Consider the following 21,173-nt stretch of genomic DNA (forward strand, 5'->3'; position numbering starts at 1 on the left):
AATATCGCGTATCAGGAGCCCCGTATTGAGCCTCAATGACGTTATCAACTGGGTCAGCGACGTCGTGCGTCAGCACGAGGGCTGGGCCCTTCCCATTATCTTCTTCCTGGCGTTCGGCGAGTCGCTGGCGTTTTTGTCGCTGCTGCTGCCGGCCACGGTGATCCTGCTGGCGCTGGGCGCGTTGATCGGCGAAAGCGGCATCGCGTTTTGGCCGATCTGGGCCGCCGCCGCCGCCGGCGCCTTCTTCGGCGACTGGATCTCCTATTGGATCGGCTATCACTATCAGGACCGGGTGGCGCACATGTGGCCGCTGTCGCGCAATCCGCAGTTATTGACGCGCGGCCATGCGTTTTTTGAGCGCTGGGGCGTAGTGGGCATTTTCATCGGCCGCTTCTTCGGCCCGCTGCGCGCCGTGGTGCCGCTGGTGGGGGCATATGCGGCATGCCGCAGCGCTATTTCCAACTGGCGAACATCACTTCGGCGATGATTTGGGCGTTTGGCATTCTGGCGCCCGGGGCGTTCGGCATCAAGTGGTTAAGCCAATGGTTGGGCTGACTTTCGCCTGAGTTGCGCGCCGGCGCGCAATATTGCCCGCAGCGTGCAAAATCAGGCTGGACATCCATACAGCATCCCCTTAACGTGACGGGCAACGGGCGAGTGAAACGCCGGAACGGCAAGGCGCAACAGGAGGCAGGGTGGATACCAGTCTGGTTTACGGTATGGGTGGGGTGGTTATCGGCATGCTGCTGGGGTGGCTGATCGCCAGCCTGCGGGCGCAGCAGGCCGGCGCGCAGCATGAAACCGAGCTGCGCTTGCTGGAGCAATCGCTGCTGCAGGCGCAACAGGAAGCGACGGCCCGGCAGGAGACGCTGCAGCGCCAGGAACAACAGATGCGCCAGAGCGATCTGGAGCTGCGCAATTTGCACAGCCAGCTGGCGGCCGGGCACGAAAAGCTGCAACAGCTCAATCACTGGCGCAACGAGTGCGAACTGCTCAATCAGGAGCTGCGCGCCCAGCGCGAGGTCAACGGCGTGCAGGAAGCCGAACTGCGCGAGGTCACCATCCGTCTGGAGGAGACCCGCATGGCGGCGGAAGAAAAGCAGCGCCTGCTGATCAACAGCGAACAGCGCCTCACCACGCAGTTCGAAAACCTGGCCAACCGCATTTTCGAACACAGCGGGCGCAAGGTGGATGAACAGAACCGGCAGAGCCTGGATCGCCTGTTGCTGCCGCTGCGCGAACAGCTGGACGGCTTCCACCGCCAGGTGCAGGACAGCTTTGGCCAGGAAGCACGCGAGCGCCATACGTTGACGCACGAAATCCGTAATCTGCAGCAGCTCAATGCGCAGATGGCGCGCGAAGCCATCAACCTCACCAAGGCGCTGAAGGGGGACAATAAAACCCAGGGCAACTGGGGCGAGGTGGTGCTTAGCCGGGTGCTGGAGGCCTCCGGCCTGCGCGAAGGCCACGAGTATGAAACCCAGGTCAACGTACGGGTGGACCACCAGAGCCGCATGCAGCCAGACGTCATCGTCCGGCTGCCGCAGGGCAAGGACGTGGTGATCGACGCCAAGATGTCGTTGATCGCCTACGAACGCTATTTCAACGGGGAAGACGAGGCGGAGCGCGAAGCGGCGCTGAATGAGCATATCGCCTCGCTGCGCGGCCATATCCGGCTGCTGGGGCGCAAGGACTACCAGCAGTTGCCCGGCCTGCGTTCGCTGGATTACGTGCTGATGTTCATTCCGGTCGAGCCGGCCTTCCTGTTGGCGATCGACCGCGAGCCCGAATTGATCAGCGAGGCGCTCAAGCACAACATTATGCTGGTCAGCCCCACCACGCTGCTGGTGGCGCTGCGCACCATCACCAACCTGTGGCGCTACGAACATCAGAGCCAAAATGCCCAGCGCATCGCCGACCGGGCGGCGAAGCTGTACGACAAGATGCGGCTGTTCGTGGACGACATGTCCGCGCTGGGGCAAAGCCTGGATAAAGCGCAGGGCAGTTATCGCCAGGCGATGAACAAACTGAGCGAAGGCCGTGGTAATCTTATCGGCCAGACCGAGGGCTTCCGCGCGCTGGGGGTTGAAGTGAAGCGACCTATCAACCCGCTGCTGGCGCAGCAGGCCGGCGCGCAGCAAGATGAAGCCGATGCGGCGGCGGACGACGACGAGGCCGCCGCAGTGCCGCAGGCGGAAGATGACAATCCCGCCGAAGAACCAGGCTCCGTTTCGCATGGCTGAACGCCGCGGCGAGGTGGGGTATTCCTTGGGGTTCTGGTACACTCAACCCCACAAAATTGACTGAATAGCAGGCAGGACAATGGCAGAACAACCGCAGGAAACCACCGATTTCGGTTTTCGCACCGTCGCTAGAGACGAAAAACAGGCCATGGTGGCGGACGTTTTTCATTCGGTAGCGGCCAAGTATGACGTGATGAACGACCTGATGTCGTTCGGCATCCACCGTATCTGGAAGCGTTTCACCATTGACTGCAGCGGCGTGCGCCGCGGGCAGCGGGTGCTGGATCTGGCCGGTGGCACCGGCGACCTGGCTGCCAAGTTCTCCCGCATGGTCGGTGAGCAGGGGCAGGTGGTGCTGGCGGACATCAACGATTCGATGCTGAAGATGGGGCGCGAAAAGCTGCGCGATCGCGGCATCGTCGGCAACATCAACTATGTGCAGGCCAATGCCGAAGCATTGCCGTTCCCCGACAACTACTTCGACTGCATCACCATCTCTTTCGGCCTGCGCAACGTGACCGACAAGGACAAGGCGCTGCGTTCGATGTTCCGCGTGCTGAAGCCGGGCGGCCGCCTGCTGGTGCTGGAGTTCTCCAAGCCGCTGCTGGCGCCGCTGAGCAAGGCCTACGACGCTTATTCTTTCCACGTGCTGCCAAAAATCGGCGAGCTGGTGGTGAAGGATCCGGACAGCTACCGCTATCTGGCCGAGTCGATCCGCATGCACCCCGATCAGGAAACCCTGAAGGGCATGATGGGCAACGCCGGCTTCGATAACGTGACCTATTTCAACCTGACCGGCGGCATTGTGGCGCTGCATCGGGGCTTCAAGTTCTGATATGAATATGCCGATGCTGTTTACCCCGCTATTGACCGGGGCGCTGGAAACCTCGCTGAACAGCCTGCTGTTTCGCGACCGCAGCATGAAAGCCGCCCGGCAGCGCCTGGCGGGCAAGGTGCTGCGTATCGAACTGGAAGAGCTGGCCTCGCCGCTGGTGCTGGTGTTCAGCGAGCTGCGGGTCGACGTGCTGGGGCAGTCCGAAGACGACGCCGACTGCAAGGTGCGCAGCCGCATTCCGGCGCTGCTCAAGCTGCGCGATCGCCAACAGTTGCCAGTGCTGATGCGCAGCGGCGAGCTGACGGTGGAAGGCGACATCCAGGTGGTGCAACAGCTGGTCGGGCTGTTGGATCTGGCGGAATGGGATCCGGCCGAATGGCTGGCGCCTTATATCGGCGATATCGCCGCGCAGGGCATTACCCAGGCGCTGGGCAAAGGCGCCGGCCTGCTGAAGGCCGGTGTGCAGCGTCGGCAACAAGATGTGGCGGAAACCCTGACCGAAGAATGGCGCCTGGCGCCGGGGCCGCTGGAAGTGGTGTGGTTCAACGAGGAAGTTGACGCCGTCACCCGCAGCGCGCAAGCGCTGCTCGCCCGCATGGACAAGTTGGAGGGCAAGCGATGACCCCTGGCGAACTGCGCCGCCTGTATTTGATCGTCCGCGTTTTTCTCAGCTATGGTCTGGATGAACTGATCCCTAAAATGCGGCTGACCCTGCCGCTGCGCTTTGGCCGCCGGCTGCTGTTCTGGATGCCGAATCGCCACAAGGATAAACCCCTGGGCGAGCGTTTGCGGCTGGCGCTGCAGGAGCTGGGCCCGGTGTGGATCAAATTCGGTCAGATGATGTCGACCCGCCGTGACCTGTTCCCGCCGCACATCGCCGATCAGCTGACGCTGCTGCAGGACCGGGTAGCGCCCTTTGACGGCGCGCTGGCGCGCAAGCATATAGAACAGGCGATGGGCGGCCCGCTGGAGACCTGGTTTGACGATTTTGACCAGCAGGCGCTGGCGTCGGCCTCCATTGCGCAGGTGCATACCGCCCGGCTGAAAACCACCGGCCAGGAAGTGGTGCTGAAAGTGATTCGACCGGATATCGGGCCGATCATCAAGGCCGACGTTCGCCTGATGTACCGGCTGGCCGGCTGGGTGCCGATGCTGATGCCGGACGGCCGCCGGCTGCGCCCGCGCGAAGTGGTGCGCGAGTACGAAAAGACCCTGCTGGACGAACTGAACCTGCTGCGCGAAGCGGCCAACGCCATTCAGCTGCGCCGCAATTTTGAAGGCAGCCCGATGCTGTACGTGCCCGAAGTCTACTCCGATTACTGCCGCGAAAGCGTGCTGGTGATGGAGCGGATTTACGGCATTCCGGTATCGGACATCGCCACGCTGGAACAGCAGGGCACCAACATGAAACTGCTGGCGGAGCGCGGCGTACAGGTGTTCTTTACCCAGGTATTCCGCGACAGCTTCTTCCATGCGGACATGCATCCCGGTAATATTTTCGTCAGCTACGAACACCCGGAAGATCCCTGCTATATCGGCATCGACTGCGGCATCGTCGGCTCGTTGAACAAGGACGACAAGCGTTATCTGGCGGAAAACTTCATCGCCTTCTTCAACCGCGATTATCGCAAGGTGGCAGAGCTGCACGTCGACTCCGGCTGGGTGCCGCGCGACACCAACGTAGAAGATTTCGAATTCGCCATCCGCACCGTTTGCGAGCCGATTTTCGAGAAGCCGCTGGCGGAGATCTCGTTCGGCAACGTGCTGCTGAACCTGTTCAATACGGCGCGCCGTTTCAATATGGAAGTGCAGCCGCAACTGGTGTTATTGCAGAAGACCTTGCTGTATGTTGAAGGTCTGGGCCGCCAGCTCTACCCGCAGTTGGATCTGTGGACCACCGCCAAGCCGTTCCTCGAGAGCTGGCTGCGCGATCAGGTCGGCATTCCGGCGGTAATACGCGCGCTGAAAGAAAAGGCGCCGTTCTGGGCGGAGAAGCTGCCCGAGCTGCCTGAATTGTTTTACGACAGCCTGCAGCAACATAAACTGCTGCAACAAAGCGTTGATAAGCTGACCAACCAAATGCAGGCCCAGCGGGTTCGCCAAGGGCAATCGCGTTATCTGTTCGGCGTTGGCGCTACACTGTTAGTAAGCGGTACGTTGCTGCTGCTGGGCCAGGTCGAGGTATTCCCCGCCTGGATGATGGCCGCCGGCATCGTATGCTGGGTGATTGGCTGGAAGCGAACCACCTGAATTGACTCGATACTCTGGTAAAGTCTGCCCTATAATGCGGTTGGCTTTGAAATACCCTTTTAAAATTAGAGGTAATTGGAATGGGCGGTATTAGTATTACGCAATTGTTGATCATCGCAGTGATCGTGGTGCTGCTGTTCGGCACCAAAAAGCTCCGCACGCTGGGCTCCGATCTCGGTGCATCAATCAAGGGTTTCAAAAAGGCGATCGGCGACGAAACTCCACCGCCGACCAATACGGCTGAGAAAAGCAGCCTGGACGACGCTGACTTCACGGCCAAGCCTATTACCGATAAGCAGCCGGAAGTGAAAACCGAAGAGTCGAAGAACAAAGAGCAGGTATAAACCGTGTTTGACATTGGGTTTAGTGAGCTGCTGTTGGTGCTGGTTATCGGCCTGGTCGTTCTCGGGCCGGAACGGTTGCCGGTAGCGGTCAGAACCGTTTCGGGCTGGATCCGCGCGCTGCGCTCGCTGGCGGCTTCGGTGCAGCACGAGCTTTCTCAGGAGCTGAAGCTGCAGGAGCTGCAGGACAGCCTGAAAAAAGCCGAGAAGGCCGGTTTGCAGAATTTGACGCCGGAACTGAAGGCGTCAATGGATGAATTGAAAGACGCCGCGGAGTCGCTGAAGCGCACCTATCAGGGCGAAAAGGACGAACTGGCGCATACCATCCATAACCCGCTGGCCACTGACCCGGAAGCCATTCACGACGACGGCGTGACGCCGGCGGAAGCGCCCGTCGTCGCGCAGCCGGTCAAAAAGCCGGTTGCCGTTGAAGCGGCGGCCGAACCTGTTGCGGATAAAACCCCAGCGTCTCACCAACCTAGTGGCGATCGTTAAAACATGGCTGTTGAAGATACCCAACCCCTTATCAGTCATCTGATAGAACTGCGTAAGCGGCTGTTAAACTCGATCATCAGCGTACTGGCGATCTTTCTGGCGTTAGTCTATTTCGCCAACGACATTTATCAGCTGGTGTCCGCGCCGTTGATCAAGCAGCTGCCGGCGGGCGCGAGCATGATCGCCACCGACGTGGCGTCACCGTTCTTTACCCCGATCAAACTGACCATGATCGTCTCGGTGTTCGTTTCGGCGCCGGTGATCCTGTATCAGGTTTGGGCCTTTATCGCGCCGGCGCTGTATAAGCATGAACGCCGGTTGATGATGCCGCTGCTGGTTTCCAGCAGCCTGCTGTTTTATCTCGGCATGGCCTTCGCTTACTTCATCGTGTTCCCGCTGGCCTTCGGTTTCTTCGCCAAGACTGCGCCGGCAGGGGTGATGATCGCCACCGACATCAATAACTACCTCGACTTCGTCATGGCGCTGTTTATGGCGTTCGGCGTGGCCTTCGAAGTGCCGGTCGCCATCATTCTGCTGTGCTGGAGCGGGGTCACGTCGCCGGAAGATCTGAAGAAAAAACGGCCTTACGTTTTGGTCGGCGCCTTTGTGGTCGGTATGTTGCTGACGCCGCCGGACGTATTTTCGCAAACCCTGCTGGCGATACCCATGTATCTGCTGTTTGAAGTGGGGGTGTTCTTCGCCCGCTTCTATACCGGCAAACGTCGTCCGCAGCCGGAAGAAGAAGACGAGGGTGAAGACCCCCCGGCCGCGTAGTCCGTATTGTGTTTCCGAGCCGCCCGCTGGGCGGCTTTTGCTTTGGGAAAAACCATGTTTGATATCGGCGTGAACCTCACCAGCCCCCAGTTCGCCAAAGACCGCCGGCAGGTGGTGGAGCGCGCGCGCGCCGCCGGGGTGACCGGGCTGCTAATCACCGGCACCGATCTGCAGGAGAGTCGCGAGGCCAGTGAATTGGCTCAGCAGGATGCCGGCTATTGCTGGTCGACCGCCGGCGTGCATCCGCATTACGCCAGCGGCTGGGATGCGCAGAGCGCCGAGCAGATCCATGCGCTGGCCACGCGTTCCGAAGTGGCGGCGATCGGCGAGTGCGGGCTGGATTTCAACCGCAATTTCTCTACGCCGGAGCAGCAGGAGGCGGCATTCAGCGCCCAGTTGGCGCTGGCGGCGGAACTGGCGATGCCGGTTTTTCTGCATTGTCGCGACGCACACGCACGTTTTGCCGCGCTGCTGGCGCCCTGGTTGGATAAACTGCCCGCGGCCGTGGTGCACTGTTTTACCGGCACCGCCGAAGAATTAGACCGCTGCCTGTCGCTGGGCCTGTCGATCGGGATCACCGGTTGGGTATGCGACGAGCGGCGCGGCCTGGAGCTGCGCGCCTTGCTGCCGCGGATCCCGGCGGAGCGTTTATTGCTGGAAACCGACGCCCCCTATCTGTTGCCCCGGGATTTACACCCTAAACCTGCATCTCGCCGCAACGAACCCGGTTTTCTGCCCCATATCGTTCGTCAGGTGGCCGCCTGGCGCCAGGAAGATCCTGAATGGCTGGGGCAAAAAACCGATGAGAACGCCCGCCGGCTATTCCGGCTGGTTTGAGTTAGGAGAAAACTATGAGCTATGCATTTCCGGGCACCTTCCCTGGTCGCCGTATGCGCCGCGTGCGCCGTCATGACTTCAGTCGCCGTCTGGTCGCCGAGAACCAGCTGACGGTCAACGACCTGATCTATCCGGTATTTGTCATGGAAGGCAGCAACCGCCAGGAAGAGGTTTCATCGATGCCCGGCGTATCGCGCATGACTATCGATCTGTTGATCAAGGAAGCGGAAGCCATCGCCAAGCTCGGCGTGCCGGTGATCTCCCTGTTCCCGGTCATCGAGTCGGGCCTGAAATCGCTGCATGCGGAAGAGGCTTATAATCCGGACGGTCTGGTGCAGCGCACGGTGCGCGCGCTGAAGGACGCGGTGCCGGAGCTGGGCATTCTGACCGACGTCGCGCTCGACCCTTACACCACCCACGGGCAGGATGGGGTGATCGATGAACAAGGCTATGTGATTAACGACGTCACCAAAGAGATTCTGGTGCGCCAGGCGCTGTCCCATGCCGAAGCCGGGGCGGAAATCGTGGCGCCAAGCGACATGATGGATGGCCGCATCGGTGCGATACGCGATCGCCTGGAGCTGCAAGGCCTGGTGAATACCCAAATCATGGCCTATTCCGCCAAATATGCCTCTTGTTACTACGGCCCGTTCCGCGATGCGCTGGGTTCCACCGGCAACCTGAAGGGCGGCAACAAGAAGACCTACCAGATGGATCCGGCCAACAGCGACGAAGCGCTGCAAGAGATTGCGCAGGATCTGCAGGAAGGCGCGGACATGGTGATGGTGAAGCCGGGCATGCCGTATCTGGACGTGGTGCGCCGGGTGAAAGACACCTTTGGCGTGCCGACCTTCGCTTACCAGGTGTCCGGCGAATATGCCATGCACATGGCGGCGATCCAGAATGGCTGGCTGCAGGAACGGCCTGCGGTGATGGAATCCCTGATGTGCTTCAAACGCGCCGGCGCCGATGGCGTGCTGACTTACTTCGCCAAGCGGGTCGCCCAGTGGCTGCATGATGAGGCGATGCAGCGCTAAGCGCTGACCGCATAAAAACGAAGGGCGCCCGCGGGCGCCTTTCTGCATTACAGCTTCTGGAACTGCCGATTGTCCAGACTTTGGCTGACCTGCTTGTTGATCAGGTTCAGCAACAGCATCGAGCGCGCTTCGCCGTCCGGTTCGGTATAAATGGCCTGCAGCCCCTCGAATACGCCGTCGACGATCAGCACGGTGTCCCCCGGCTGCGGCGTTTCCGGATCGACGTAAGCCTCGCTGGCGTGCGTTTGCAGCTCTTCGATCACCTTGTGCGGAATGGTGGTCGGCAGCGAGCCGAAGCGCACGAAGTGGCTGACGCCCCGGGTGGCGCTGATGGTGGTGGTGTGAATGCGCTCCGGGTCGAACTGCACGAACAGGTAGTTGGGGAACAGGGGTTCGCTGACCGCGATGCGTTTGCCGCGCACGATTTTTTCCAGCGTGATGATCGGGCTGAGGCAGTTCACTTCCTGCCGTTCCAGATGTTCCTGCGCCCGTAACAGCTGGCCGCGTTTGCAATAGAGTAAGTACCAGGATTCCATAATTTCACATGCCTTTCTGCCAGCCGGTAAGCATATCAAAAGCTATTACGGATACATAGTGATGCAGGTTTCAGCTTGTAACCGGCGCTATCTCCATGAATAGTTGGCTATTAGCGGAGGGTCACACACTTGTCTGCACGGCTCGGGTATAACAGAGGGCTAAAAATTTGTTACCGTCACAGTATGGCAAGGCCCGGCGCCGCCAGATGTGACGCTATTCATCGTTTTTGATTTGGGGGAGAGATGGAGTTATTTCTGTTGAGCAACGGCAAGCTGCCTGACGAAGCCGAACTGCTGGGGTACGCCAAGAGCCGGCTGCTGGCGATGATTGAGCGCCGCGGCGTTAAATTCGCGGTATTTATCCCTTACGCGATGCTCCGCAATGACTATGACCAGCGCGCGCAGGAGCTGGCGCAGACCCTGGGCATCGAGGTCGCCAGCATTCATCACGCGGCCTCCCCGGCGGCGGCGATCGCCGAAGCGGAATGTATTTTGGTCAGCGGCGGCAATACCTGGATGCTGAACCAGATGCTGCATGAGCAGGGGCTGATCGTGCCTATCCAGCGTGCGGTGCGCGAGCGCGGCGTGCCCTACGTCGGCTGGAGCGCCGGCTGCAACGTGGCGACGCCGAGCATCCGCACCACCAATGACATGCCGGTGCGCTGCAGCGTGGTGTTGCCGGCGCTGGGGCTGTTCCCGGTGCAGATTAACCCGCACTATATCGACGCCCATATCAGCGGTCATATGGGGGAAACCCGCGACGAGCGCCTGGCGGAGTTCTGCGTGGTCAATCCGAGCGAATCGGTGGTGGCGCTGCGCGAAGGCAGCCTGCTGCACGTCGAGGGCGATGAACTGAGTTATTTCAGCGCCAGGCAGCAGGGGTTCAAGGTATTCCGCCACGGCGAAGAGACCCGCGAGTATCAGGATACGCGGGCTTTGGCCGCGCTGGTGCCCTTCATCTGCCGCTGAGGGTCGCCCGGTATTGGGCGGCGTTTAACAAAATTGCAGCAACAAGCGTGAAGAGGGCTTATAATGCCCTCCTCACTGGCCGTTATAATGATCAGCATGAAATACCGTGACTTACGCGATTTCCTCTCGTTGCTGGAAAAGAGAGGGGAACTAAAACGCATCAGCCAGCCGATTGATCCCTATCTGGAAATGACAGAAATTGCCGATCGCACCCTGCGTGCGGGCGGCCCGGCGCTGCTGTTTGAAAAACCGAAAGGGTACGACATGCCGGTGCTGTGCAACCTGTTCGGCACCGCCAACCGCGTGGCGATGGGCATGGGCCAGGAGGATGTCAGCGCGCTGCGCGAAGTGGGCAAGCTGCTGGCGTTCCTCAAAGAACCCGAGCCGCCGAAGGGGTTCCGCGATCTGTTCGACAAGGTGCCGAAGTTCAAGCAGGTGCTGAACATGCCGACCAAGGTGCTGGGTTCCGCGCCTTGCCAGGAGCAGGTGTGGCAGGGCGACGACGTCGATCTGAGCCGTATTCCGGTGATGCACTGCTGGCCGGAAGACGCCGCGCCGCTGATCACCTGGGGGCTGACGGTCACCCGCGGGCCGCATAAAGAGCGGCAGAACCTGGGCATCTACCGCCAGCAGGTGCTGGGCAGGAATAAAGTGATCATGCGCTGGCTGTCGCACCGCGGCGGCGCGCTGGATTACCAGGAATGGTGCCAGGCGCATCCCGGTGAGCGTTTCCCGGTCGCGGTGGCGCTGGGCGCCGACCCCGCTACGATCCTCGGCGCGGTGACGCCGGTGCCGGACACCCTTTCCGAGTACGCCTTCGCCGGGCTGCTGCGCGGCAACAAAACCGAAGTGGTCAAGTGCCTGTCCAACGATCTTGAAGTGCCGGCCAGCGCGGAAATCGTGCTGGAAGGTTACATCGAGCCGGGGGAAATGGCGCCGGAAGGCCCGTATGGCGATCACACCGGGTATTACAACGAGATAGACAGTTTCCCGGTGTTCACCGTGACTCACATCACCCAGCGCCGCAATGCGATTTATCACTCCACCTATACCGGCCGTCCACCGGACGAACCGGCGATTTTGGGCGTGGCGCTGAACGAAGTGTTTGTGCCGATCCTGCAAAAGCAATTCCCGGAAATTGTTGATTTTTACCTGCCGCCGGAAGGCTGTTCGTACCGTCTGGCGGTAGTGACCATCAAAAAACAGTATGCCGGCCACGCCAAGCGCGTGATGATGGGCGTCTGGTCGTTCCTGCGTCAGTTTATGTACACCAAATTTGTTATCGTCTGTGACGATGACGTCAACGCGCGCGACTGGAATGACGTGATCTGGGCGATAACCACCCGAATGGATCCGGCAAGGGATACCGTTTTGGTGGAGAATACGCCGATCGACTATTTGGACTTCGCCTCGCCGGTTTCCGGACTGGGTTCGAAGATGGGGCTGGACGCCACCAATAAATGGCCGGGTGAAACCGAGCGCGAATGGGGCCGTCCGATTCAGATGGATGAAAAGGTGCGTGCGCGCGTCGACGAAATCTGGGATGAGCTCGCAATCTTCAGTGACAGGGAACCGACGCTTTAACGTCAGGCTCTGTTCTCAGTTTTGCATTGATGACCCGACAGAGGGAACGCATGACAATATTGAGCTGTAAAGTGACCTCGGTAGAGGCCATTACCGATACGGTTTATCGGGTACGTTTGGTGCCTGAGGCGCCGTTTTCGTTCAAGGCAGGGCAATACCTGATGGTAGTGATGGATGAGCGCGACAAGCGCCCGTTCTCTCTGGCGTCAACGCCGACGCAACAGGAATACATCGAGCTGCACATCGGCGCTTCGGAACTGAATCTGTACGCCATGGCGGTGATGGATCGCATTCTGAAAGAGCAGGCGATCACCGTCGATATTCCGCACGGCGACGCCTGGCTGCGCGAAGAGGGCAGCCGCCCGCTGGTGTTGATCGCCGGCGGTACCGGGTTCTCCTATGCGCGTTCGATTTTGCTGACCGCGCTGGCGCAGCAGCCGGATCGCGATATTTCGATCTACTGGGGCGGGCGCGAGCTGAAGCACCTGTACGATCTGAGCGAGCTGGAAGCGCTGTCGCTGCAGCACCCGAACCTGAAGGTGATCCCGGTAGTGGAACAGCCGGAAGACGAATGGCGCGGCCGCAGCGGCACCGTGCTCAGCGCGGTGCTGCAGGATTTCGGCACCCTGGCGGAGCACGATATCTACATCGCCGGCCGTTTCGAAATGGCGAAAATCGCCCGCGAACGTTTCTGCGCCGAACGCGGCGCGCAGGAAGCGCATATGTTTGGCGACGCTTTCTCGTTTATCTGACCGGCGAGAGGCGCAATAACAACGGGGTGGCCAGTGGTCGCCCCGTTTTTATTGGGGCGTCGGCGAATGGCGGGCATAAAAAAACCCGCCCCTGACAGGCGGGAAGTACGGCAACTAAACTTGGCGGGACGCCGCGGTTTTAAGCGGTGACGCGGTCATCCCAAGATAGACACGGCTAAACGCGTTCAAAGACGGTGGCGATCCCCTGGCCCAGGCCGATGCACATGGTCGCCAGGCCGAACTGCACGTCGCGGCGCTCCATGTTGTTCAGCAGGGTGGTCGAAATGCGCGAACCGGAGCAGCCCAGCGGGTGGCCGAGGGCGATGGCGCCGCCGTTCAGGTTGACCTTGTCGTCGAGGCTGTCCAGCAGCCCCAAATCCTTGATGCAGGGCAGCGACTGGGCGGCAAAGGCTTCGTTCAGTTCGAACAGATCGATATCCTGCACGCTCAGACCGGCGCGCTTCAGCGCCAACCGGCTGGCCGGCACCGGGCCGTAACCCATGATGGACGGATCGCAGCCCACCACCGCCATCGAGCGGATGCGGGCGCGCGCTTTCAGCCCGAGGGCCTTGGCGCGCGATTCGCTCATCAGCAGCATGGCGGAAGCGCCGTCCGACAGGGCGGAAGAGGTGCCGGCGGTGACGGTGCCGTTGACCGGGTCGAACGCCGGGCGCAGCGCGGCCAGGCTCTCGACGGTAGTCTCCGGGCGGATCACTTCGTCGAAGTCATAACGGGTCAGCACGCCGTCGGCGTCGTGGCCGCTGGTCGGAACGATCTCGTTTTTGAAATGGCCGGCTAGGGTTGCGGCATGTGCGCGTTGGTGCGAACGGGCGGCGAACTCGTCCTGCATCTGGCGGCTGATATTGTGCATTTTAGCCAGCATTTCGGCGGTCAGGCCCATCATGCCGGCGGCCTTGGCCACGCTGCGGCTCAGGCCGGGATGGAAATCCACCCCGTGATTCATCGGCACATGGCCCATGTGCTCTACGCCGCCGATCAGGCTGACCTGCGCGTCGCCGACCATGATGGCGCGCGCCGCGTCGTGCAGCGCCTGCATCGAGGAGCCGCACAGGCGGTTAACGGTCACCGCCGGCACGGTATGCGGGATCTCCGCCAGCAGCGAGGCGTTGCGGGCGATGTTGAAACCCTGCTCCAGCGTCTGCTGCACGCAGCCCCAGTAAATATCATCGATCTCGGCGGCATCCAGCGCCGGGTTGCGGCTCAGCACCGCGCGCATCAGGTGAGCGGAAAGATCTTCAGCGCGTACCTGGCGGAAGGCGCCGCCTTTGGAGCGGCCCATCGGCGTGCGTACGGCATCAACAATAACTACGTTTTCCATCTTTATGACCTCATGCCGGTTGGCGGGTGGCGACATCGGACAGCGGCGCAGCCACCGGGTAGTAGCTTTCGTTACGTTCGGCTTTGGCGCGCAGGCCGGCAGGCACCTGATACAGCGCGCCAAGGTGTGCATAACGCTGGGCCAGCTCGGCGTAGTTGGCGGTGCCGAGCGTGTCCAGGTAGCGGAACGCCCCGCCGTGGAACGGCGGGAAACCGATGCCGTAAACCAACGCCATATCGGCCTCCGCCGGGCTGGCGATAATGTTTTCTTCCAGGCAGCGCACCACTTCGTTGATCATCGGGATCATCATGCGGGCGATGATCTCTTCGTCGCTGACGGTCTGGCGCGGTTGGCTCACTTCGGCCAGCAGCACGTCGGTCTGCTCGTCGTTGTCTTTGCGCGGTTTGCCCTTGTTGTCCTGGCTGTAGCGGTAGAAGCCCAGTTGGTTCTTCTGGCCGAAGCGCTGGTTGTCGAACATCACGTCAATGGCGTCGCGATAGTCCTTGTTCATGCGCTCCGGGAAACCGGCCGCCATCACCGCCTGGGCGTGGTGCGCGGTATCGATGCCCACCACGTCGAGCAGATAGGCGGGGCCCATCGGCCAGCCGAACTGTTTTTCCATCACTTTGTCGATCTGGCGGAAATCGGCGCCGTCACGCAGCAGCAGGCTGAAGCCGGCGAAGTAAGGGAACAGCACGCGGTTGACGAAGAAGCCCGGGCAGTCGTTCACCACGATAGGCGTTTTGCCCATGCGGGTGGCGTAGGCCACAACCGCGGCGATAGTGCCGTCGCTGGTTTGCTCTCCGCGGATGATTTCGACCAACGGCATGCGGTGCACCGGGTTAAAGAAGTGCATGCCGCAGAAGTTCTGCGGGCGTTTCAGCGATTTCGCCAGGTGATTAATCGGAATGGTCGAGGTGTTGGAGGCCAGAACGGTATCTTCACCGATCAGGTTTTCCACTTCAGACAATACGGCGGCCTTTACCTTCGGATTTTCCACCACCGCTTCGACAATGACCTGCGCGCGTTCGATGCCGGCGTAGTCCAGCGTAGGTTGAATGGTCGACAATACCTGAGCCATTTTCAGGCCGTCCAGCTTGCCGCGCTCCAGCTGTTTATTGAGCAACTTGGCGGCTTCGTTCATGCCCAGCGTCAGCGATTTTTCGCTGATGTCCTTCATGATCACCGGCACGCCCTTCAGCGCGGACTGGTAGGCGATGCCGCCGCCCATGATGCCGGCGCCCAACACGGCGGCCTGCTTGGGCGCTTCCACATTCCTGGCCAGCTTTTTCGCCTGGCCCTTCACGAACTGATCGTTGAGGAAAATGCCGACCAGCGCGCGCGCTTCGTTGGAGCGCGCCAACGGCACAAAGCTGGCGGTTTCCAGCTTCAATGCGGCGTCGCGGCCCAATTTTGCAGCGGCTTCGATGGTTTTCACCGCGGTCATCGGCGCGGGGTAGTGTTTGCCTGCGGTTTGCAGCACCATGCCTTTGGCGGTGGTGAAGCTCATCGCCGCTTCGATGGGGCTGAGTTTCAGCGGCTCCAGCTTCGGCTGACGGGCCGCGCGCCAGTCCAGTTTGCCGTCGATCGCCTGTTGCAGCATGTTCAACGCCGCATCGGTCAGTTTTTCCGGTGCGACAACCGCATCCACCAGGCCGACTTTCAGCGCGTCTTTGGCGCTGACGTCCTTACCGGCGGCGATGATTTCCAGCGCGCTGTCGTTGCCCAACAGGCGCGGCAGACGAACCGAACCGCCGAAGCCCGGCATGATGCCCAGCCTGGTTTCCGGCAGGCCGATGCGCGCGTCCGGCGAGGCGACGCGGAAGTCGGTCGCCAGAATGCATTCGCAACCGCCGCCGAGCGCATAGCCGTTAATCGCCGAAATGGTCGGCACCGGCAAATCTTCCAGCCGGTTAAAGACGGAATTGGCGAAGGCCAGCCATTCCAGCAGCTTTTCGGCCGGGGCGGCAAACAGCGACAGGAACTCGGTGATATCGGCGCCGACGATAAAGGCGGCCTTGCTGGACCGCAGCAGCAGCCCTTTCAGCTCGGTCTGCTTTTCCAGCGCGTCTAGCGCTTCGCCCAGGCTGGCGACGGTGCTGGTATCCAGCTTGTTGACCGAGCCCGGTGCGTTGAACACCAGCTCGGCGATGCCGTTGTCGAGCCAGTGCAGTTGTAATGTTTCGCCTTGGTAGAGCATGTCTATCTCCTGAATCAGCGTTTGATCTGGTATGACCAGATGATGAGGAGTGTGGTTTTTATGTTAACAATATGCAAATAAGAGATTGCGATTTTGCTGGTCTGATCACATGCCATCTGATTAATTTTTTGATTTAAAACGAAGTTATATTTTATGTGCTATCGGCATTTGCCGGAATCTATAGCCCCCCATACACTTGCCCCAGGCAGTTCATTACCTACGCGAGGTTCAGGATGAGTAAGGCGGCATGTGCGAAACGCAACGTTTTATGGAGCATTCCCGCCAGAACGATGACGCTGGCGTGTCTGCTGGTGTTCATGGCGCAGATGGCGACCACGGTGTACCTGCCCGCGTTACCGACGGTGATGCGGGAGTTGGCGATGAGCCGCCGCGCCACCGAGCTTTCCATCTCCATCTTTGTGATCGGCGCCGCCCTGCCGGTGCTGTTTTGGGGCGCGGCGGCCGACCGTTTTGGCCGACGCCTGCCCTTGACGCTCTCTCTGGTGTTGTTCATCACCTGCAGCGGATTGCTGGCCTTTTGCCATAATGGCGTTCAGCTGCTGACGCTGCGCGCAGTGCAAGGCGTCGCCGCGGGCGGAGCGGCGATCATCGCGCGTATTATCGTGCGTGATAACTGGAGCGGCGACGAGCTGGCGCGACGCCTGTCGGTGCTGTCGGTCGCTTTTATCGCCGCGCTGGGCGGCGGGCAGTTTATCGGCGGGCTGCTCAGTCAGTATGCGCACTGGCAAATGGGCTTCGTGCTGATGGGCCTCACCGGCCTGGCGATCCTGCTGCTGATGGCGACGCTGCCGCTGGAAGCGGGGCGCCCGGCGGGGCAGCGTCCGCCGATGGCGGCGACCTATTTCGCCATCCTGCGGCGGCCGGGTTTTTTCTGGCCGGCTTGCGTTGGCGGGCTGGGGTTCGCCATCGCGGTGACGCTGCAGGAAGTGAGCCCGTTCGTGATGCAGCAGGGGTTCGGTCTCAACGTCACGGCCTTCGGTGCGTTGGGATTGGTGATCGGCATTGCCTATTTTAGCGGGGCGATGGCGGTAAACCGCACGGTGGCGCGCGTTGGCGGCAAACGGCTGATGCAGATCGGCAGCGGCATTGTCGCGTTGGCGACGGCGGCGATCATGCTGCTGTGGTGGAGCGGATTGTTGGTCGGCCTGTCCGGCATGACGGTGTTTATCGCACTGTACTGCCTGACGATTTTTGGCCAGGCGGTGCTGTTTCCCAACAGCATGGCGATGGCGGTCAGCGATGCCAGAGCCTATGGCGCCTATGCGATGGCGCTGTGCGGGTTCCTGCAACAGTGTCTGGCTGGCGTCGCCGCCGCAGGGGCGGTGTTGCTCGAGCATCAGGGGCTGTGGGCGCTGGCGATTGCGCTGCTCGGCCTGCTGGGCTGGCTGATGGTTAAACTGCGGATGTAACGGGTTTCACCGCGAATTGCGAACTGCCCCGCATGACCAACGCTATGGGGTTGGTGCGCCGGGGCGCTGTGTTAAGATGATTTTTTTCGTGCTAAGGGCATTAAGGGTACTGTAATGGAAACGCTGGCTTCTTTGTATAACGACCACCTGGCAGAAATGCAGAAACGCGCACGTGAAGTGTTGGAGCGCAACAAGCTGGATGCGCTGCTGATTCACTCCGGCGAACTGCAAAAGGTCTTTCTCGACGACCATAGCTATCCGTTCAAAGTGAACGTGAACTTTAAAGCCTGGGTGCCGGTCACCTCGGTACCGAATTGCTGGCTGTGGGTCGACGGCGTTAACAAACCGAAGCTGTGGTTCTATTCACCGGTCGATTATTGGCACAGCGTGGAGCCGCTGCCGGACAGTTTCTGGACCAAATCCATTGAGATGATGCCATTGGCCAACGCCGATGATATCGCGCAGCAGCTGCCGGCGCAGCGAGAGCGCGTGGGCTATATCGGCTATGCGCCGCAGCGCGCCCGCGATCTCGGTATCGCCTCGGAAAACGTCAACCCGAAAGCGGTGTTGAACTACCTCGATTTCCATCGCTCAATCAAGACCGGCTACGAGATGGCCTGCATGCGTGAAGCGCAGAAGACCGCCGTTATGGGCCACCGCGCGGCGCATGAAGCCTTTTTGTCCGGCATGAGCGAGTTCGATATCAATCAGGCTTATCTGACCGCTACCGGCCATCGCGATACCGACGTGCCTTACGACAATATCGTGGCGCTGAACGAACACGCTTCGGTGCTGCATTACACCAAGCTGGATCACCAGCCGCCGGCCGAGTCGCTGAGCTTCCTGCTTGACGCCGGTGCGGAATATAACGGCTACGCCGCCGACCTGACGCGCACCTATGCGGCGCAGAGCGGCGGCGCGTTTGCGCAGTTGGTGAAGGATCTGAACGACGAACAGCTGGCGCTGATCGACACCCTCAAGGCCGGCGTACGCTATACCGACTATCACGTGCAGATGCACCAGCGTATCGCCAAGCTGCTCAAGAGCCACAAGCTGGTGAGCGGCATCAGCGAAGAGGCGATGGTTGAACAGGGCATCACCACGCCGTTCCTGCCGCACGGCCTGGGCCATCCTTTGGGCCTGCAGGTGCATGACGCCGCCGGCTTTATGCAGGACGAGCAAGGTACGCACCTGGCCGCACCGTCCAAATACCCGTTCCTGCGCTGCACCCGGGTATTGCAGCCGGGCATGGTGTTGACTATCGAGCCGGGCCTGTACTTTATCGAATCGTTGTTGGCGCCGTGGCGCAGCGGTGAATTCAAGCAACACTTCGCCTGGGATCGTATCGATGCGCTGAAGCCTTATGGCGGCATCCGCATCGAGGACAATGTCGTGATCCATGATAAGCGCACCGAGAACATGACGCGCGATCTGAATCTGGCCTGATGCAGCCTTACCCGATACCGGCTGCTTCCATCAGCGTCAGCGAGGAAATCAAGAAAAGCCGCTTTATCACCCTGCTGGCGCCGACCAGCGGGGTAGCGGCGGCGAAGGCGTTCGTGCAGCAGGTGCGTGACGAGCACCCGGCGGCCCGGCATCATTGCTGGGCGTTTGTGGCCGGGGCGCCGGATGATTCGCAGCAGCTGGGGTTTTCCGACGATGGCGAACCTTCCGGCACAGCGGGCAAACCGATCCTCGCGCAGCTGATGGGCAGCGGAATTGGGGAAATCACCGCTGTGGTCGTGCGTTATTACGGCGGCATCAAATTGGGTACCGGTGGCCTGGTAAAAGCCTACGGCAGCGGCGTGCAACAGGCATTAAAACAGTTGCCCCTGGCGCACAAGGTTCCGCAGGTCGAATATACTTTGCAGTGCGACTATGCGCAGTTGCCGCTGGTGGAAAATCTGTTACAGCAAACCGATGGCCGCATCCTGCAGGGCGAATATGGCGCTGACGTCTTGCTGCACCTGGCTTTGCCGGCAACCGGCGTTGAGCTGTTTGGGAATAAATTACGTGATCTCAGTCGCGGTAATTTGCATTTAACCCCCATTTCGCAATAATTCCTCCCAATTGAATTGCTAAGGATCGTGCTGAAATGCATTTTCGCGCCATAACCCGCATCGTGGGTCTGCTGGTCATCTTGTTCTCCGGGACGATGTTTATTCCCGGCCTGGTGGCATTGATATACCGCGACGGGGCGGGACGGGCATTCAGTCAGACCTTCTTTGTGGCGGTCACTATCGGGCTGATGCTGTGGTGGCCCAACCGCAAGCAAAAGCATGAGCTGAAGCCGCGTGAGGGATTCCTGATCGTGGTGCTGTTCTGGACCGTGCTGGGCAGCGTAGGGGCATTGCCCTTTCTGTTCTCGGAGCGGCCGAACCTGTCGCTGACCGACGCTTTCTTTGAATCCTTCTCCGGTCTGACGACCACCGGTGCCACCACGCTGGTGGGGCTGGACTCGCTGCCGAAGGCCATCCTGTTTTATCGGCAGATGCTGCAATGGATGGGGGGGATGGGGATCATCGTGTTGGCGGTGGCGATACTGCCGATACTCGGCGTCGGGGGCATGCAGCTTTATCGGGCGGAGATGCCCGGCCCGCTGAAAGATAACAAGATGCGGCCGAGGATCGCCGAAACCGCCAAAACCCTGTGGCTGATCTATGTGTTGCTGACCATCGCCTGCGCGCTGGCGCTGTGGGGCGCGGGAATGTCGGTGTTCGACGCTATCGGCCACAGCTTCTCGACTATCGCCATCGGCGGCTTTTCTACCCATGACGCCAGCATCGGTTATTACGCCAGCCCAACCATCAACACCATTATTGCCGTTTTCCTGCTGATCTCCGGCTGTAACTATGGTTTGCACTTTGCTTTATTGAGCGGGCGCAGCCTGAAGGTCTACGGGCGGGATCCTGAATTCCGCATGTTTATCTTCGTGCAACTGACGCTGGTGGTGGTCTGTACGCTGGTGCTATGGGGCCACGGCGTTTACAAGACCGGTATGGAAACGGTCAATCAGGCGTTCTTCCAGGTGGTATCGATGGCTACCACCGCCGGCTTTACCACCGACAGCATTGCCAAGTGGCCGCTCTTCTTGCCTATGCTGCTGCTGTGTTCCGCCTTTATCGGCGGTTGCGCCGGTTCGACCGGCGGTGGCCTGAAAGTGATCCGCATACTGTTACTTTACCTGCAGGGCTCGCGCGAGCTGAAAAGGCTGGTTCACCCGAATGCGGTTTACACCATCAAATTGGGCAACCGCGCGTTGCCGGAGCGCATCCTTGAGGCGGTGTGGGGCTTCTTCTCGGCCTATGCATTGGTGTTTATCGTCAGCATGCTGGCGATTATCGCCACCGGCGTCGACGATTTCTCCGCTTTTGCTGCCGTAACGGCGACGCTGAATAACCTGGGGCCGGGGTTGGGCGTGGTGGCGGACAATTTCACCACCATGCCGGCCGCGGCCAAGTGGGTCCTGGTGGTAACCATGCTGTTCGGGCGCCTGGAAGTATTTACACTGCTGGTTCTGTTCACGCCGACCTTCTGGCGCGAATGATCCC

19 protein-coding genes and 1 pseudogene are annotated in these 21,173 nt (G+C 60.6%); 17 read left to right on the forward strand and 3 right to left on the reverse strand.

All coding sequences use genetic code 11. From position 1 onward, the window contains the following. Positions 1 to 25: 25 nt before the first annotated feature. The 10 genes and pseudogenes from D7I37_RS08315 (at position 26) to hemB (ending at position 8,812) form a co-directional block, all read left to right on the forward strand. Positions 26 to 555, forward strand: a pseudogene (locus D7I37_RS08315) (DedA family protein). A gap of 140 nt (positions 556 to 695) precedes the next feature. Then, positions 696 to 2,243 (forward strand): DNA recombination protein RmuC, encoded by a 1,548-nt coding sequence (rmuC, locus tag D7I37_RS08320; RefSeq protein ID WP_129543536.1) that lies wholly within the window; start codon positions 696 to 698, stop codon positions 2,241 to 2,243. Between the two features lie 79 nt (positions 2,244 to 2,322). Beyond that, complete coding sequence (gene ubiE / locus D7I37_RS08325; protein WP_061798741.1) at positions 2,323 to 3,078, forward strand: bifunctional demethylmenaquinone methyltransferase/2-methoxy-6-polyprenyl-1,4-benzoquinol methylase UbiE; 756 nt, start codon at positions 2,323 to 2,325, stop codon at positions 3,076 to 3,078. Between the two features lie 13 nt (positions 3,079 to 3,091). Next, complete coding sequence (locus D7I37_RS08330) at positions 3,092 to 3,700, forward strand: SCP2 domain-containing protein (RefSeq protein ID WP_061798847.1); 609 nt, start codon at positions 3,092 to 3,094, stop codon at positions 3,698 to 3,700. After that, positions 3,697 to 5,328, forward strand: coding sequence for a ubiquinone biosynthesis regulatory protein kinase UbiB (gene ubiB, locus D7I37_RS08335; protein ID WP_061798740.1), 1,632 nt, complete (start codon positions 3,697 to 3,699; stop codon positions 5,326 to 5,328). Before D7I37_RS08330 ends, ubiB begins: the two co-directional genes overlap by 4 nt. An 80-nt stretch (positions 5,329 to 5,408) precedes the next feature. Further along, positions 5,409 to 5,672, forward strand: coding sequence for a Sec-independent protein translocase subunit TatA (tatA, locus tag D7I37_RS08340; protein ID WP_061798738.1), 264 nt, complete (start codon positions 5,409 to 5,411; stop codon positions 5,670 to 5,672). Positions 5,673 to 5,675: 3 nt separating this feature from the next. Further along, on the forward strand, positions 5,676 to 6,164 hold the full coding sequence (gene tatB, locus D7I37_RS08345) for a Sec-independent protein translocase protein TatB (RefSeq protein ID WP_095095092.1): 489 nt from the start codon (positions 5,676 to 5,678) through the stop codon (positions 6,162 to 6,164). Between the two features lie 3 nt (positions 6,165 to 6,167). Next, positions 6,168 to 6,938 (forward strand): Sec-independent protein translocase subunit TatC, encoded by a 771-nt coding sequence (tatC, locus tag D7I37_RS08350; protein WP_061798735.1) that lies wholly within the window; start codon positions 6,168 to 6,170, stop codon positions 6,936 to 6,938. 54 nt (positions 6,939 to 6,992) lie between these two features. Further along, entirely contained in the window at positions 6,993 to 7,775 is a 783-nt protein-coding gene (gene tatD / locus D7I37_RS08355; RefSeq protein ID WP_061798733.1) for a 3'-5' ssDNA/RNA exonuclease TatD, read from the forward strand. Positions 7,776 to 7,789: 14 nt separating this feature from the next. After that, positions 7,790 to 8,812 carry a porphobilinogen synthase gene (gene hemB / locus D7I37_RS08360; RefSeq protein ID WP_061798731.1) on the forward strand — a complete coding sequence of 341 codons (1,023 nt, stop codon included), beginning with the start codon at positions 7,790 to 7,792 and terminating at the stop codon, positions 8,810 to 8,812. A 47-nt stretch (positions 8,813 to 8,859) separates the two neighbouring features. Here the strand turns inward: hemB and rfaH are convergent, their stop codons facing one another. Further along, positions 8,860 to 9,348, reverse strand: a complete 489-nt coding sequence (gene rfaH / locus D7I37_RS08365) for a transcription/translation regulatory transformer protein RfaH (RefSeq protein WP_061798729.1) — start codon at positions 9,346 to 9,348, stop codon at positions 8,860 to 8,862. A gap of 243 nt (positions 9,349 to 9,591) precedes the next feature. On the opposite strand from rfaH, the gene pepE reads away from it, so the two are divergent. The 3 genes from pepE to fre all read left to right on the forward strand — a co-directional run bounded on the left by pepE (position 9,592) and on the right by fre (position 12,653). Next, complete coding sequence (gene pepE, locus D7I37_RS08370) at positions 9,592 to 10,317, forward strand: dipeptidase PepE (RefSeq protein ID WP_129543537.1); 726 nt, start codon at positions 9,592 to 9,594, stop codon at positions 10,315 to 10,317. A gap of 87 nt (positions 10,318 to 10,404) precedes the next feature. Then, positions 10,405 to 11,901, forward strand: coding sequence for a 4-hydroxy-3-polyprenylbenzoate decarboxylase (gene ubiD, locus D7I37_RS08375; RefSeq protein WP_129543538.1), 1,497 nt, complete (start codon positions 10,405 to 10,407; stop codon positions 11,899 to 11,901). Between the two features lie 50 nt (positions 11,902 to 11,951). After that, the gene (fre, locus tag D7I37_RS08380; protein ID WP_061798723.1) at positions 11,952 to 12,653 is read left to right on the forward strand and encodes an NAD(P)H-flavin reductase; all 702 of its coding nucleotides are present in this window, start codon (positions 11,952 to 11,954) and stop codon (positions 12,651 to 12,653) included. A gap of 175 nt (positions 12,654 to 12,828) precedes the next feature. On the opposite strand, the gene fadA is transcribed toward fre, so the two are convergent. Both fadA and fadB read right to left on the reverse strand, forming a co-directional pair. Then, positions 12,829 to 13,992 carry an acetyl-CoA C-acyltransferase FadA gene (gene fadA, locus D7I37_RS08385; protein ID WP_095095096.1) on the reverse strand — a complete coding sequence of 388 codons (1,164 nt, stop codon included), beginning with the start codon at positions 13,990 to 13,992 and terminating at the stop codon, positions 12,829 to 12,831. Between the two features lie 10 nt (positions 13,993 to 14,002). Beyond that, positions 14,003 to 16,192, reverse strand: coding sequence for a fatty acid oxidation complex subunit alpha FadB (gene fadB, locus D7I37_RS08390; protein WP_129543539.1), 2,190 nt, complete (start codon positions 16,190 to 16,192; stop codon positions 14,003 to 14,005). Between the two features lie 233 nt (positions 16,193 to 16,425). Here fadB and D7I37_RS08395 point away from each other — a divergent pair, with 233 nt between their 5' ends. From D7I37_RS08395 to trkH, 4 genes are all read left to right on the forward strand, one after another. Next, complete coding sequence (locus tag D7I37_RS08395; RefSeq protein ID WP_061798716.1) at positions 16,426 to 17,622, forward strand: MFS transporter; 1,197 nt, start codon at positions 16,426 to 16,428, stop codon at positions 17,620 to 17,622. A gap of 114 nt (positions 17,623 to 17,736) precedes the next feature. Further along, positions 17,737 to 19,068 (forward strand): Xaa-Pro dipeptidase, encoded by a 1,332-nt coding sequence (pepQ, locus tag D7I37_RS08400; RefSeq protein WP_129543540.1) that lies wholly within the window; start codon positions 17,737 to 17,739, stop codon positions 19,066 to 19,068. Further along, entirely contained in the window at positions 19,068 to 19,682 is a 615-nt protein-coding gene (locus D7I37_RS08405) for an IMPACT family protein (protein ID WP_061798713.1), read from the forward strand. Before pepQ ends, D7I37_RS08405 begins: the two co-directional genes overlap by 1 nt. A 35-nt stretch (positions 19,683 to 19,717) precedes the next feature. After that, positions 19,718 to 21,169, forward strand: a complete 1,452-nt coding sequence (gene trkH, locus D7I37_RS08410) for a Trk system potassium transporter TrkH (RefSeq protein WP_061798710.1) — start codon at positions 19,718 to 19,720, stop codon at positions 21,167 to 21,169. Positions 21,170 to 21,173: the final 4 nt, after the last annotated feature.

Source organism: Serratia sp. 1D1416, assembly GCF_003641105.1.
GTDB lineage: Bacteria > Pseudomonadota > Gammaproteobacteria > Enterobacterales > Enterobacteriaceae > Serratia > Serratia ficaria.

Bases quoted from the DNA above. Each gene is read 5' to 3' on its own strand.
- ubiE (WP_061798741.1), top strand. From the start codon at position 2,323: ATGGCAGAACAACCGCAGGAAACCACCGATTTCGGTTTTCGCACCGTC.
- D7I37_RS08330 (WP_061798847.1), top strand. From the start codon at position 3,092: ATGCTGTTTACCCCGCTATTGACCGGGGCGCTGGAAACCTCGCTGAAC.
- ubiB (WP_061798740.1), top strand. From the start codon at position 3,697: ATGACCCCTGGCGAACTGCGCCGCCTGTATTTGATCGTCCGCGTTTTT.
- tatA (WP_061798738.1), top strand. From the start codon at position 5,409: ATGGGCGGTATTAGTATTACGCAATTGTTGATCATCGCAGTGATCGTG.
- tatC (WP_061798735.1), top strand. From the start codon at position 6,168: ATGGCTGTTGAAGATACCCAACCCCTTATCAGTCATCTGATAGAACTG.
- tatD (WP_061798733.1), top strand. From the start codon at position 6,993: ATGTTTGATATCGGCGTGAACCTCACCAGCCCCCAGTTCGCCAAAGAC.
- hemB (WP_061798731.1), top strand. From the start codon at position 7,790: ATGAGCTATGCATTTCCGGGCACCTTCCCTGGTCGCCGTATGCGCCGC.
- rfaH (WP_061798729.1), bottom strand. From the start codon at position 9,348: ATGGAATCCTGGTACTTACTCTATTGCAAACGCGGCCAGCTGTTACGG.
- pepE (WP_129543537.1), top strand. From the start codon at position 9,592: ATGGAGTTATTTCTGTTGAGCAACGGCAAGCTGCCTGACGAAGCCGAA.
- ubiD (WP_129543538.1), top strand. From the start codon at position 10,405: ATGATCAGCATGAAATACCGTGACTTACGCGATTTCCTCTCGTTGCTG.
- fre (WP_061798723.1), top strand. From the start codon at position 11,952: ATGACAATATTGAGCTGTAAAGTGACCTCGGTAGAGGCCATTACCGAT.
- fadA (WP_095095096.1), bottom strand. From the start codon at position 13,992: ATGGAAAACGTAGTTATTGTTGATGCCGTACGCACGCCGATGGGCCGC.
- fadB (WP_129543539.1), bottom strand. From the start codon at position 16,192: ATGCTCTACCAAGGCGAAACATTACAACTGCACTGGCTCGACAACGGC.
- D7I37_RS08395 (WP_061798716.1), top strand. From the start codon at position 16,426: ATGAGTAAGGCGGCATGTGCGAAACGCAACGTTTTATGGAGCATTCCC.
- pepQ (WP_129543540.1), top strand. From the start codon at position 17,737: ATGGAAACGCTGGCTTCTTTGTATAACGACCACCTGGCAGAAATGCAG.
- D7I37_RS08405 (WP_061798713.1), top strand. From the start codon at position 19,068: ATGCAGCCTTACCCGATACCGGCTGCTTCCATCAGCGTCAGCGAGGAA.
- trkH (WP_061798710.1), top strand. From the start codon at position 19,718: ATGCATTTTCGCGCCATAACCCGCATCGTGGGTCTGCTGGTCATCTTG.